Annotated in this window: 15 protein-coding genes; 13 read left to right on the top strand and 2 right to left on the bottom strand. The window is 58.9% G+C overall.

What is annotated here, in order from left to right; translation table 11 throughout:
* The first annotated feature begins 19 nt into the window (after nucleotides 1-19).
* Nucleotides 20-283, top strand: coding sequence for a YqkE family protein (locus B0B07_RS00670; RefSeq protein WP_076756453.1), 264 nt, complete (start codon nucleotides 20-22; stop codon nucleotides 281-283).
* A 68-nt stretch (nucleotides 284-351) separates the two neighbouring features.
* On the opposite strand, the gene B0B07_RS00665 is transcribed toward B0B07_RS00670, so the two are convergent.
* Nucleotides 352-1,254, bottom strand: a complete 903-nt coding sequence (locus B0B07_RS00665) for an aldo/keto reductase (protein ID WP_076756452.1) — start codon at nucleotides 1,252-1,254, stop codon at nucleotides 352-354.
* 68 nt (nucleotides 1,255-1,322) lie between these two features.
* Here B0B07_RS00665 and B0B07_RS00660 point away from each other — a divergent pair, with 68 nt between their 5' ends.
* From B0B07_RS00660 to B0B07_RS00605, 12 genes are all read left to right on the top strand, one after another.
* Nucleotides 1,323-1,871, top strand: coding sequence for an NUDIX domain-containing protein (locus tag B0B07_RS00660; RefSeq protein ID WP_076756451.1), 549 nt, complete (start codon nucleotides 1,323-1,325; stop codon nucleotides 1,869-1,871).
* Between the two features lie 54 nt (nucleotides 1,872-1,925).
* Nucleotides 1,926-2,438 (top strand): hypothetical protein, encoded by a 513-nt coding sequence (locus B0B07_RS00655; protein ID WP_076756450.1) that lies wholly within the window; start codon nucleotides 1,926-1,928, stop codon nucleotides 2,436-2,438.
* A 102-nt stretch (nucleotides 2,439-2,540) separates the two neighbouring features.
* Complete coding sequence (gene fur, locus B0B07_RS00650) at nucleotides 2,541-3,005, top strand: ferric iron uptake transcriptional regulator (RefSeq protein ID WP_076756449.1); 465 nt, start codon at nucleotides 2,541-2,543, stop codon at nucleotides 3,003-3,005.
* 73 nt (nucleotides 3,006-3,078) lie between these two features.
* Complete coding sequence (gene xerD, locus B0B07_RS00645; protein ID WP_076756448.1) at nucleotides 3,079-3,981, top strand: site-specific tyrosine recombinase XerD; 903 nt, start codon at nucleotides 3,079-3,081, stop codon at nucleotides 3,979-3,981.
* An 88-nt stretch (nucleotides 3,982-4,069) separates the two neighbouring features.
* Nucleotides 4,070-5,254: a phosphopentomutase gene (gene deoB, locus B0B07_RS00640; RefSeq protein ID WP_076756447.1), complete on the top strand. Its 1,185-nt coding sequence runs from the start codon at nucleotides 4,070-4,072 to the stop codon at nucleotides 5,252-5,254.
* 60 nt (nucleotides 5,255-5,314) lie between these two features.
* A complete protein-coding gene (locus tag B0B07_RS00635) occupies nucleotides 5,315-6,616 on the top strand; it encodes a pyrimidine-nucleoside phosphorylase (RefSeq protein ID WP_076756446.1) in 1,302 nt (433 codons plus the stop codon).
* A 246-nt stretch (nucleotides 6,617-6,862) separates the two neighbouring features.
* Nucleotides 6,863-7,219 carry an anti-sigma factor antagonist gene (locus tag B0B07_RS00630; protein ID WP_076756445.1) on the top strand — a complete coding sequence of 119 codons (357 nt, stop codon included), beginning with the start codon at nucleotides 6,863-6,865 and terminating at the stop codon, nucleotides 7,217-7,219.
* Nucleotides 7,209-7,658, top strand: a complete 450-nt coding sequence (spoIIAB, locus tag B0B07_RS00625; protein ID WP_076756444.1) for an anti-sigma F factor — start codon at nucleotides 7,209-7,211, stop codon at nucleotides 7,656-7,658. The genes B0B07_RS00630 and spoIIAB overlap by 11 nt, the downstream gene beginning before the upstream one ends.
* A gap of 3 nt (nucleotides 7,659-7,661) precedes the next feature.
* Entirely contained in the window at nucleotides 7,662-8,456 is a 795-nt protein-coding gene (locus B0B07_RS00620) for a SigF/SigG family RNA polymerase sporulation sigma factor (RefSeq protein ID WP_076756443.1), read from the top strand.
* Entirely contained in the window at nucleotides 8,453-9,907 is a 1,455-nt protein-coding gene (locus tag B0B07_RS00615; protein ID WP_076756442.1) for a spore germination protein, read from the top strand. Before B0B07_RS00620 ends, B0B07_RS00615 begins: the two co-directional genes overlap by 4 nt.
* A gap of 68 nt (nucleotides 9,908-9,975) precedes the next feature.
* Entirely contained in the window at nucleotides 9,976-11,304 is a 1,329-nt protein-coding gene (gene lysA, locus B0B07_RS00610; protein WP_076756441.1) for a diaminopimelate decarboxylase, read from the top strand.
* Between the two features lie 142 nt (nucleotides 11,305-11,446).
* Nucleotides 11,447-11,818 carry a GNAT family N-acetyltransferase gene (locus tag B0B07_RS00605; RefSeq protein WP_076756440.1) on the top strand — a complete coding sequence of 124 codons (372 nt, stop codon included), beginning with the start codon at nucleotides 11,447-11,449 and terminating at the stop codon, nucleotides 11,816-11,818.
* Here the strand turns inward: B0B07_RS00605 and B0B07_RS00600 are convergent.
* Nucleotides 11,812-12,318, bottom strand: a complete 507-nt coding sequence (locus B0B07_RS00600) for a DUF309 domain-containing protein (protein ID WP_076756439.1) — start codon at nucleotides 12,316-12,318, stop codon at nucleotides 11,812-11,814. The two genes, B0B07_RS00605 and B0B07_RS00600, sit on opposite strands and share 7 nt — an antisense overlap.
* Between the last annotated feature and the right edge of the window lie 35 nt (nucleotides 12,319-12,353).

Raw genomic sequence — 12,353 nt, 5'->3', positions numbered from 1 at the left:
ACCGGGAAGGTGATCGCATATGGCCAAAAAGAGAAAAGCACGGCCGCAGGAAAGCAGCCGGAACAAACAGGCCGAGGGTCGCGCAACTCTGGCGGACGGGCTGGGCGGGGACACCCTCGAGAAGTTGATGCAGGCAAAGAAAGACCTGCTCGAAAGCGAGCGGGCTGAAGAGGCCCTCCGGAAAGAACAGGCGGCCAAAGCCCGCAGGGAACGAGAAAAGAACATGTCGTTCGGGGAACTGCTGGACCGGTACGGTTACGGGAACGGCTTGCCGAAAGACTGACGGACGGATGTCCATCCAAAGAGTAAAGCACCGGGGAATCTTCCCGGTGCTTTCTCTGTCTATCCGCGTCAGTTCCGGTGATTCTCGTACCGGTTGGTTTTTGTAAGGGCTGCATAGGCGCCGACCGTTTCGGCATCCGGCATCCCGTCATATGCCCGGAGTGTTTCTTCCAGCTGTTCGGCGCTGCTCGCACCCGCCACGGCCGCCGACACTTCCGGATGGCCGAGGATGAATCCGAGCGCTGCGCCGTGCAGGCTGTCCGGCAGACGGGAAAACTGGCCGGCAAGCTCCCGCAGTTCCGCAGCCGAATAGGATTCAAAACCGTTGGAACGTGACGCCCGTTCGGCGGCCTCGGACGTCAGGAGCCCTTTTGCGAGCGGGCCCCGCGCAACCACGGACGCGCCGACCTCCCTGATGGCTCCGAACCATTCCTCCGGCCTGCGGTCGAGCAGGCTGTACTGCATCATGACCGAAACGGCTTCGCTGTTCCCAAGAAACGGCCGGAATACGTTCGGACGGATCGATGAGATGCCGTAGTGGCGGATGAGGCCCTCTTTCTTCAGATCCTCGAACACGCCGATCACGGCGTCCAGGTCGTCCCCGTCCGTCCCGCCGTGCAGCTGGTACAGATCAATATAGTCGGTCCCGAGCCGCCTCAGGCTGTCATGCACCGCTTGGCGGATATACTCCGGCGACGCGTCCCACGACCACCCGTCCTCTCCTTCAGTCCAGCGGTTTCCGACCTTCGTGGCGAGAATGACATCGGAACGCCTGCGGCCGAGTGCCCGCCCGGTCAATTCTTCGTTGCGGCCCCGCATGTACAGATCGGCCGTGTCGAAATAGTTGATCCCCGAGTCCAGCGCCGCATCGACGATCCGGGATGCCGCCGCCTCGTCTTCTGGCAGTGACATGCAGCCGAGTGCGATTTCCGACACTTCGGGACCGGTATTGCCAAGTTTCCGTTTCTTCAACAAGATCACCCCTCCCGACAATAGTATAATGAATCCGTGGAGACGACCAACCGAAAGGGATGAGCCAAATGGAAAAGTTTGAAGAGAGAACGGTCAGCACGAAGACCATCTATGAAGGGAAGATCATTACCGTTGAACTCGACGATGTGATCCTGCCCGACGGAAAACCGGCGAAGCGGGAACTGGTCCGGCACCCGGGGGCGGTGGCGATCGTCCCGCTGCTCGAAGACGGCCGGATTGTGCTCGTCGAGCAATACCGCAAGGCACTCGGGAAATCCATGATCGAAGTGCCGGCGGGCAAGCTGGAGCCGGGAGAAGCCCCTGCCGTGACGGCCCGTCGGGAACTGGAGGAGGAGACGGGCTACGCCTGCGCTGAACTGGTCCACATCACGACGTTTGCCACTTCTCCGGGATTTGCCGATGAAGTGGTCCATATGTTTGCGGCCCGGGGGCTCACGAGAATCGAAGAGCCGGCGGCAGGCGATGAGGACGAATTTGTGGAACTGCATGAAGCGACGCTTGAGGAAGCGGAAGCGATGATGGAAGACGGCCGGATCTTTGACGCCAAGACGGCGTTCTCCCTCCTGTGGGCAAAAGGACAGAAAACCGGACGGTGACATGACGGGAAGCGGACAGGCATAGCATGTACAAAACAACAGGAGGTGCATGCCGTGCCGCGAACGCTCCCATTTCTTTATTTGCTCACGCTCCTTATTGTCGGCTATACGGGTGGAACGGTACTTTACAGATTATCTGGTCCCGGCATGGCCGAGACGGTTGCCGTATTCGCGGACAGGCGGACAGGCCTTGCCGAGTCCGGGTTTCCGTGGAGGGCGGCCGCCGCATTCTTGATGTTCCATGTGCTGGCACTCTTTTTTGCCTCCCATGCCGCCCTCCGGCACGCGGTCATGTTTCTGGCCGGAATCCGGACGGTTTATTTCGGGCTCGCCTCCGCTTTCCTCATCAGCCAGGAAAGCGCGATGAAATTTTATGCCCTGTGGTGGTTCCCCGGACAGCTCCTTCTGACGGTGCTGTTCATTCTGTTCTGCATGAACCTGGCCCCCCCGTTCATGCTCAAGCGCCATTTTGGCAGGGACCGGCAGGCTGCGGCGCTCAGGATTGCCGTCCTCTCATTGATCGTCTGCGCCGGAGAAATGGGCCTGTTCTATTTCCTTGCTAATTGAAAATCATTATCATATAATAATGACTATAAGGAATAGTGCCGGCCATCTTGTAACCGGCAGGCCGGATTTGATATAATGAGAGCAGTTTGAGGGGGGCGTCTCATGGAGAGCAGGATTGAACGGATCAAAAAACAGCTGCACAATGCGAACTATAAGTTGACGCCCCAGCGAGAGGCGACCGTCCGGGTGCTCCTTGAGCACGAAGAGGCCCATCTGAGCGCGGAAGACGTATACCTCCTCGTCAAAGAGAAGGCGCCTGAAATCGGATTGGCGACCGTATACCGGACGCTCGAGCTGCTGACCGAACTGAAGGTTGTCGACAAGATCAACTTCGGTGACGGTGTGTCGCGTTTTGACCTGAGGCAGGAAGGCGCAGCCCATTTCCATCACCACCTCGTCTGCATCGAGTGCGGGGCGGTCGACGAGATACAGGAAGATCTGCTCGGAGACGTGGAGCAGATCGTCGAGGACCGGTGGAATTTCCAGATCAAGGACCACCGGCTGACGTTCCATGGCATCTGCTGGCGATGCAGCGGCGAAGCGGCCGAGGATGCGGAACGTACATAAAGACGGAAACAAGGATGGCGGATGCTGTCCTTTTTTTCTTCTTCCACAAAATCATTCATAGGGGGCGATCAGCATGATGGAAGCGGAAGATTCGCTGCTTGACTACATTCATTTCCTGAGAGTGGAACGGCAGCTTGCAGACAATACAATCGAATCATACCGGCGCGACCTGAAGGGCTACCTGCAACATCTGACCGAAGGCTCGGCCGCGGAATCGCTTGACGGGGTGACCCGGCAGGACATCACAGAATACTTGAAGGTGCTCGAATCGGAGGGGAAGTCGGCTCGCACGATCTCGCGGCATATCTCATCCATCCGGTCCTTCCACCAGTTTCTCGTCCGTGAACAGATCACGACGGGAGATCCGACCGTGCAGCTGGATCTCCCGAAACTGGACATGAAGCTTCCGCGCGTCCTGTCGGTCGATGAAGTGGATGCACTCATCTCCGCACCCGACCTTTCGAAGCCGAACGGAGTCCGGGACCGCGCCATGCTGGAAATGCTTTATGGGACCGGCATGCGTGTGAGCGAATGCATCGGCATGAACACCGGGGATGTCCACCTGACGATGGGCTTTGCCCGTGTTTTCGGCAAAGGGTCCAAGGAACGGATCGTCCCGCTCGGCCGAACGGCCCTTGACGCGGTATCCGTTTATCTCGGTGATGCACGCCCCAAGCTGCTGAAAGGCGGGCGGGCGCAGGATGCGCTGTTCGTCAATGCGAGGGGCGGAAGGCTTTCCCGGCAGGGAGTTTGGAAACTGCTCAATGAGCACGCACGGACGGCGGGGATCTCAAAAGAGCTCACTCCGCATATCCTGCGGCATTCATTCGCCACGCATCTGGTCGAGAACGGGGCGGACCTCCGGGCGATCCAGGAGATGCTCGGGCATGCGGACATCTCGACGACCCAGATTTATACACATGTGTCAAAGTCCCGTCTGAAGGACGTTTACAGCCGGTTCCATCCCCGTGCCTGATGAGCAGTAAAATCATGACAACAGACATCTGAGTTGTGGTACGATGGTTCATGAAATGGGTATATACGGCCAAGGAGGTTTTTTGACAATGACAGCGCAACCATTCAAACGGATCCATCTGATCGTGCTTGATTCGGTCGGAATCGGAGAGGCTCCGGATGCTGCGGCATTCGGCGACGAAGGCGCGGACACCCTCGGGCATATTGCAGAAGCAACGGGAGGCCTGGACATGCCGAATATGGCACGGTTCGGCCTTGCCAACATCCGCCCGCTGAAAGGGCTCGAGACGGCGGCGCAGCCGGCGGCCTACTACGGGCGGATGCAGGAGGCTTCCGTCGGAAAAGACACGATGACCGGGCACTGGGAAATCATGGGCTTGAACATCGATAAACCGTTCAAGGTGTATCCGGACGGTTTTCCGGACGAGCTGATCCTGGAGCTTGAAGATAAAACCGGACGCAAGGTCGTCGGAAACAAGCCGGCAAGCGGAACGGTCATCATCGATGAGTTCGGCCCGCTGCAGATGGAGACGGGTGATCTGATCGTCTATACATCTGCAGACCCCGTCCTTCAGATCGCGGCCCATGAAGACATCATTCCGCTCGATGAGCTGTACCGCATCTGCGAGATTGCGAGGGAAATCACGCTCCGCGAGGAATTCCTCGTCGGCCGGGTCATCGCAAGGCCGTTCGTTGGAGAGCCGGGCAACTTCACCCGGACCGTGAACCGCCATGACTATGCCCTCAAGCCGTTCGGCCGCACGGTCATGAACGAGCTTCAGGACGGCGGGCTGGACGTGATTGCAGTAGGCAAGATCTCCGACATCTTCAACGGGGAAGGCGTGACGGAAGCGCTCCGCACGACCGGCAACATGGACGGGGTGGACAAGCTCATCGAAGTGATGAACAAAGAGTTCACCGGCATGTCGTTCACCAACCTTGTCGATTTTGATGCGCTCTACGGACACCGGCGTGATCCCGAAGGCTACGGCCGGGCGCTGGCCGAGTTCGATGCCCGGATTCCGGAACTTCAGGAGGCAATGGGAGAAGACGACCTGCTGATCATCACGGCCGACCACGGCAATGACCCGACTGCCCCGGGAACGGACCACACGAGGGAGTATGTCCCGCTGATCGCCTGGTCTCCGAGATTCGAAGCGGGCGGGGAGCTTCCTCTGCAGGACACGTTCGCCTCGATCGGCGCGACGGTGGCCGATAATTTCGGCGTGAAGCTTCCCGGTTTCGGCGGGAGCTTCCTTGGCAAGCTCAAGTAAGATTTCTTCCGCCTCATGCGGCAAGGACTTGATCAAGATATGGAAAGCGGGCGAACTGAAATGAGAATGGTGGATGTGATAGCGAAAAAACGGGACGGCATGAGCCTGTCGGACGAGGAGATCCGTTTCTTCGTCAACGGGATCACCGACGGGTCGATTCCCGACTACCAGGCGAGCGCACTCCTCATGTCCGTGTTTTTCCGTGACATGGACGAGCGGGAGCGGGCGACGCTGACGCTGGCGATGGTCGATTCCGGTGACCGGATTGACCTGTCCGGCATTGAGGGTGTTCTCGTGGACAAACACTCCACGGGGGGTGTCGGCGATACGACGACACTGATCCTCGGTCCGCTCGTCGCTGCGTGCGGCGTTCCGGTCGCGAAGATGAGCGGCCGCGGCCTCGGCCATACGGGCGGGACGCTGGACAAGCTGGAGTCGATCGAAGGGTTCCATATCGAGCTGACGGAAGAAGAGTTCAAGGAACAGGTGAACCGGCTGAAGCTCGCGGTCATCGGCCAAAGCGGCAACCTCACCCCGGCCGACAAAAAACTGTATGCCCTGCGGGATGTCACGGCGACAGTGGACAGCATCCCGCTGATCGCCAGCTCGATCATGAGCAAGAAAATCGCAGCCGGCGCAGACGCGATCGTTCTCGATGTAAAGACCGGGGAAGGCGCATTCATGAAAACCGAAGAGGATTCCCGCAGGCTTGCGGAAGCCATGGTCGGCATCGGTCGGTCGGTCGGCCGGCGGACGCTTGCCGTAATTTCCGATATGAGCCAGCCGCTCGGTTTTGCAGTCGGCAACTCCCTCGAAGTAAAAGAGGCGATCGCCACACTTAAAGGCGAAGGGCCGGAAGACCTCACCCGCCTCTGCGTGGAACTCGGCAGCCGGATGGTCGTTGCCGGCGGCAAGGCAGATTCACTGGAGGAAGGGGCCCGCATGATCCATGAGGTGCTCGGGGACGGCTCGGCACTCGGGCTGTTCCGCTCATTCATCGAAGCACAGGGCGGAGATCCGGAGGTCGTCGACCATCCGGACCGCCTGCCGTCCGCGAATGAAGTCATTCAGGTGGATGCGAAGCGGGACGGGTATATTCAGTCGATCGGCGCCGATGACATCGGACTTGCCGCGATGCACCTCGGTGCAGGGCGCGCCACAAAGGACGAGGCGATCGACCTGGGCGTCGGCATCGTGCTGAAGAAAAAAGTCGGCGATCCGGTCAGGAAGGGCGAACCCCTCGCGGAAGTCCATTCAAACGGGCGCGGCACGGATACCGCCATCTCCATGATCCGCGAACATATCACCATCGGGGAAGAGCCGGTCACCCCGCCGGCCCTCATCCGCGGAGATATCCGATGACAGAATCCGAATGCTGTGCAGACCCAATGTCCGGGCCTGCACAGTTTTTTTGTTTCTGCCGGGACCGGTCGGACCGGCCATTTTCCGCAAAAAAGCCTTTGGATCCGCGTATAAAATCCGAGTCTCCCGGACAGGCTCGGAAGACGGCCGTCCGTCTGGTTTTGACGGTTCCGCACTAGTTTTGTCGGAGGCAAGGTTTCGGCCAAAGCGGTGTGGAATATACGGCTTCAAGGGGGCGACAAACATATGGAACAGATGATTGAAATGTTGGAAGGCGGCTTTGTCCTGGTGCGGCCGGCGGGGGAGCTCGATCACCATTCGGCCGATGAAATCCGGCGGACGGTCAGCCACTTGCTTTATGGCGGTGCGATCAGCGGCATCATCTGGGATCTCGGCAGCCTCCAATTCATGGACAGTGCCGGAATCGGCCTGATCCTCGGGAGGATGAGGGATCTGCGCACCGTGGACGGCGGGACGGTGATCCTGAACCCTTCGTCTACGATGAGGAAAATGTTCGAGATGTCCGGCCTTGGAGACCATCTTCTTGACGGGACGGCAACGGATGCAATCGACAAGCTGGGAGGGATCCTGCATGGAAAATGAAATGACGCTCACGTTTGCGGCGGTCAGCGAAAATGAGGCACTTGCACGGATGACGCTCACGTTCTTTATCGCGTCCCTCGACCCGACGCTCGAGGAAATATCTGAATACAAAACAGTCATCTCCGAAGCGGCGACAAACGCCATCATCCATGGCTATGGAGAAGATCCGTCCGGAATGGTAGAAGTCCGGGCGATGCTGGAGGGCCGGGAAGTGACGGTGACGATCTCCGACAAGGGAAGGGGCATCACCGACGTGGACGAGGCGATGCAGCCGATGTTTACGACCAAGCCGGATGATGAGCGGTCGGGGATGGGCTTTACAATCATGGAAAGCTTCACCGACAATCTCAAAGTCGAATCGGCACCGGGCAGCGGGACGACGGTCACGTTCAAAAAAACTTTTTCCCCGGTGCCGGAAGTTTGCCGGACGACGGGGTGACCAATGGAAGAGAATGGGACACAGCGAAAGCAACCGTTGCTGACACAGGAAAGGATGCGGGAGCTGATTGCCGCCGCCCAGGCCGGAGATACGGACTCCAGGCGTGAGATGGTGGAGGGGAACACCCGGCTCGTCTGGTCGATCGTCCAGCGCTTTTCTTCAAGGGGTGTTGAACTGGATGATCTGTATCAGATCGGGTGCATCGGGCTGCTGAAGGCGGTCGACAAGTTCGACCTCAGCTTCGATGTGAAGTTCTCCACCTATGCCGTGCCGATGATCATCGGGGAGATTCAGCGGTTTCTCCGGGACGACGGCATGGTCAAGGTCAGCCGCTCCATCCGTGAACTGAACTTCAAGATCCGGCATGCAACAGACGACTTCATGAAGGATCACGAGCGTTCGCCGACCGTTTCGGAAATCTCCGAGATCATCGGCGTCCCTCCGGGAGAAGTGATCATCGCGATGGATGCGATGCGGGATCCGGCGTCCCTGCAGGAACAGTTGTACGAAGGGGAAGGCGATTCGGTGACGCTTATGGATCAGGTGCGTGACGAGCGGTCGGAGCGGGGCTTTGACCACATCCCTCTGAAGGACATCATCTCCCGCCTCGATCCGCGTGACCGCACGATCATCATCATGCGATTCTACATGGACTGCACGCAGAGCGACATTGCAGAGCGCCTCGGCATCTCCCAGGTACAGGTGTCGAGGCTTGAAAAGAAAATCCTTTCGAAAATGAAGACATGGATGCGGCCGGACCTTGTCCGGGAACCAGTGAAAATGAAAGGGGAAGGATGACGATCAAGCGTCTATACGACAGCAGGGATCAGGCAAAAGAACAACTCGGCGCTTTATTCGGGGAAGGGGAGACTTTCGACTTTGTGATGGCGGACATCCATCTGCGGGAAGAGCCGGCCACGATGGTCTACATGAACGGGCTCGTGAGCGGCCAGGTCGTGACCGAACTGCTCACTTCCATGCAGGCGGATGACAACTGGGGTGAACTTCATGAGTTGATGGATCGCTCGAACTTCCTTACGTTTTTCCCTTATCATGCGGCCGGCCCGGCAAAGGACGTCGAGGAATTGATCGATGCGGTCCTGAGCGGGCAGGCCGCTTTTATCATGGACGACGGCTCCGCGTTCCTTGCGGATGTCAGGGAATATCCCGGCAGGCAGCCGGAAGAGCCGGACAATGAAAAAGTCGTCCGTGGGTCGCGTGACGGCTTCACGGAGAACTTCCTGCAGAACACGGCGCTGATCCGGCGAAGGCTCCGGGATCCGGCACTCCGGTTCCAGATACACCGTGTATCAGGAAGAAGCCGTGTGGACGTCGCGATCGGCTACATCGAAGGCGTGGCAAACAGCGACCATGTGGACATGATCCGTGACCGCCTTGCGCAGATTGACCATGACGGATTGACGATGACGGACAAACAACTGGAAGAGATGCTGTTCAAGCAGCGCTTCCATCCGATCCCGTTTGTCCGCTTCACGGAACGGCCGGACATTTGTGCGGCCCATCTTCTGGAAGGGCATATCGCCATCGTCGTGGATACATCACCGTCCGTGCTGCTCGTTCCGACTTCGATCTTCCACCATCTGCAGCATGCGGAAGAGTACCGCCAGGCGCCGCTCATCGGCTCCGGTGTCAGGCTGCTCCGTTTCACGGGCTTCCTGATCAGCATCTTCCTGCTGCCGCTCTGGTATATGCTCGTCAAACATAGCGAACACCTTCCTGCGGCACTTGATTTCCTCGGTCCGAAGGATCACGGCTCGGTCCCCCTCCTGTTCCAGATCATCACGGCGGATGCGGGCATCGAGTTCATGCGGCTGGCCGCGATCCATACGCCGACACCGCTGACGACGGCGATGGGGCTCATCGCGGCCGTCATCATCGGGCAGATTGCGATCGACGTCGGCCTGTTCACGGCTGAAGTCGTGCTGTACGTTGCACTCACGGCCGTCGTCACATTTGCGATCCCTTCCTATGAGCTGAGCATTGCGGCCAAAATTTTCCGTGCCGGGCTGCTGATCCTGAGCGCACTTCTCGGACCGTCCGGATTCTTCATCGGCGTCGGCATCCTGTTCTGGTACCTGTGCTCCGTCAAGCCGATGGGCGTTCCGTACCTGTGGCCGCTCGTCCCGTTCTTCCCGAATGCGCTCCGGAGGGTCGTCATCCGCTTCCCGATGACGGAAAATGCCATCAGGCCGTTCATCACGGATTCCCCGGTCCGAAAGCGGACCTGAAGGGCGGATTGCGCGTTCCCGTCCTTCATGGTAAAGTTTGATTAGAACTAGCCGGGGGGATGAGCAGGGTGCATCTATACGGAACACAGACGATCAACAGTAAAGGCCATCTTGAGATCGGCGGCACGGACACCGTCCGGCTTGCCGATGAGCATGGCACGCCGCTCATCGTGTATGACACCGGTCTGATCAGGTCCCGGGCCCGTGCGTTCAAAAAAGCATTCTCCGATGAAGGGGTGCCCGCACAGGTCGCCTATGCGAGCAAGGCCTTTTCGTGCCTGGCAATCTACCGGCTTGCAGAGGAAGAGGGACTCGCCCTGGACGTCGTGTCCGGCGGCGAACTGTTTACGGCCATCCGTGCCGGTTTTCCTGCAGAGCGGATCCATTTCCACGGAAATAACAAAAGCAGGGAAGAACTCCGGATGGCGTTCGAGCAGGGAGTCGGCTGTATCGTCGCGGATAATTTCATGGAAATCGGCATGATCGGCGAGCTTTCAAAGGAAACGGGCCGTGGGATGGACGTCCTCATCCGGGTGACGCCGGGAATCGAAGCACACACGCACGACTACATCACAACCGGACAGGAAGATTCCAAATTCGGCTTCGACCTGAACAACGGCCAGGCCGACGAAGCGCTGAGGATCCTGTCGGAGACGCCCGGAATGCACGTGCTCGGGCTCCATTGCCACATCGGATCCCAGATTTTCGACACGGAAGCATTCGGGCTCGCCGCCCGATCCCTGATCGGAAAGATGGATGCCTGGCGCCGGGAAAAGGGCTTTGTCTGCCCTGTGCTGAACCTGGGCGGAGGCTTCGGCATCCGATATACGGAGGATGACCATCCTCTGGAGCCGGACGAGTATGTGCGCAGCATGATCCTTACGGTGAAGGCGGCTGCGGCGGAAACCGGCTACCCGCTTCCTGAAATCTGGATCGAGCCCGGCCGCTCGCTCGTCGGAGATGCCGGCACGACACTGTATACCGCCGGTTCGATGAAGACGGTGCCGGGAATCAGGACCTATCTGGCGGTAGACGGCGGGATGAGCGACAATATCCGGCCGGCCCTCTACGGGGCCGAGTATACGGCCGCTCTCGCGAACCGGATGAAACTGCCGCATGATACGCGTTATACGATCGCCGGCAAATGCTGCGAGTCGGGGGACAAGCTCATCGAAAATGCCCGCCTGCCTGAGACAAGCGAGGGCGATCTCGTCGCCGTGTTCTGCACGGGTGCATACGGCTATGCCATGGCCAGCAACTATAATCGGCTGCCTCGCCCTGCGGTCGTCTTCGCGGAAAACGGGGAACACCGTCTCGCCATCAGGAGAGAGACGTATGAAGACCTGATCCGCCTTGACGCCGAACCCGCTGCAGTGGGAAAGGAAGGAATGCGTTGAGGAAATCGAACATCATCCTGTTCCTCCTCCTTGTCGTCATGGCGGTCGCATGGGGAGCTGCATACTGGCTCTTCATCGCGCCCGACGCAGGGCCGCCGGCGAAGTAAGGCCGGCAGAGAACACGAAAAAGAGGGATTGCAATATGCTGTTGCGCTATAAGAAATCACTCGAAAAAATCGCCATGGGCCTCCTGTCGTTCATGCCGGAGGAAAAAGATCTCAAAAAGCTCAAAGAGACCATCCACCGCTATGAATCGGATGACCGGTTTCAGCTGTTCCTCTGGAAACAGGGAGACGACTACATCGGCCTCATCGGCACGGAAGTGGGCGGGGATGTCGTGACGATCCATCACGTTTCCGTCAATCCTTCGCACAGGGGCGAAGGCGTCGGGAAGGAAATGGTCGGGAAACTTGCAACGCTCCTGCCCGGCAAGACATTCAGAGCCACCGAGGCGACGCGGCCGTTTCTTGAAAAATGCCCGGAAATGCCCGAAGGAGGGACAGACCGTCAGTGACGGCTGTCCCTCCCTTTTTTCCGTGCCCCGGACATATCGGTCCGGCGCCTTTGCATATGTTTGTGAATGAGGGACGGGCTGTTTTCGCCCTGCAGCCCCGCTGCCGCCGTCCGGACCTTACCGGCCAGTGCCGGATCGGTAATCCGGATCTCGAACGGGGAGAACGGACTGCCCGAATCCATCCGGGCCAGTGCATCCCCCGCCGAACGCAGCAACTCCCCGGCATCGATGCCGTCACGGAATTCCGGGTGTCCCACAAGCCCGTTCCCGAGCTTCCCGATTCCGTTTCGCATCGACTTTTTGGCTCCCGGCAAATTGCCCCGCCGCCAATGGTAGAGGCTGACGGCGAGGAGCAGGTAGCCGACGAGCGGATGGGTCTTGTCTTTCGGGGCCACTTCGTTCCAGTAGTCTTCCAGGACTTCATGGCACTCGAAATAATCTTGATTCCCGTTGAAATACGCCATAAACTTGATAAAAAGCGGATGATGGAGCGCATGCATCCCATTCGCCCTCCTTTGACTATCCGACAGCAGGT

This window comes from Edaphobacillus lindanitolerans, from assembly GCF_900156305.1.
Lineage (GTDB): Bacteria > Bacillota > Bacilli > Bacillales_A > Planococcaceae > Bhargavaea > Bhargavaea lindanitolerans.
Note: the sequence above shows the minus strand (reverse complement) of the source record. Positions and strands in the feature narration are given on the sequence as shown.

Coding starts and splice junctions, on each gene's coding strand:
- B0B07_RS00670 (WP_076756453.1), top strand. CDS start 20: ATGGCCAAAAAGAGAAAAGCACGGCCGCAGGAAAGCAGCCGGAACAAA.
- B0B07_RS00660 (WP_076756451.1), top strand. CDS start 1,323: ATGGAAAAGTTTGAAGAGAGAACGGTCAGCACGAAGACCATCTATGAA.
- fur (WP_076756449.1), top strand. CDS start 2,541: ATGGAGAGCAGGATTGAACGGATCAAAAAACAGCTGCACAATGCGAAC.
- xerD (WP_076756448.1), top strand. CDS start 3,079: ATGATGGAAGCGGAAGATTCGCTGCTTGACTACATTCATTTCCTGAGA.
- deoB (WP_076756447.1), top strand. CDS start 4,070: ATGACAGCGCAACCATTCAAACGGATCCATCTGATCGTGCTTGATTCG.
- B0B07_RS00635 (WP_076756446.1), top strand. CDS start 5,315: ATGAGAATGGTGGATGTGATAGCGAAAAAACGGGACGGCATGAGCCTG.
- B0B07_RS00630 (WP_076756445.1), top strand. CDS start 6,863: ATGGAACAGATGATTGAAATGTTGGAAGGCGGCTTTGTCCTGGTGCGG.
- spoIIAB (WP_076756444.1), top strand. CDS start 7,209: ATGGAAAATGAAATGACGCTCACGTTTGCGGCGGTCAGCGAAAATGAG.
- B0B07_RS00620 (WP_076756443.1), top strand. CDS start 7,662: ATGGAAGAGAATGGGACACAGCGAAAGCAACCGTTGCTGACACAGGAA.
- B0B07_RS00615 (WP_076756442.1), top strand. CDS start 8,453: ATGACGATCAAGCGTCTATACGACAGCAGGGATCAGGCAAAAGAACAA.
- B0B07_RS00605 (WP_076756440.1), top strand. CDS start 11,447: ATGCTGTTGCGCTATAAGAAATCACTCGAAAAAATCGCCATGGGCCTC.
- B0B07_RS00600 (WP_076756439.1), bottom strand. CDS start 12,318: ATGCATGCGCTCCATCATCCGCTTTTTATCAAGTTTATGGCGTATTTC.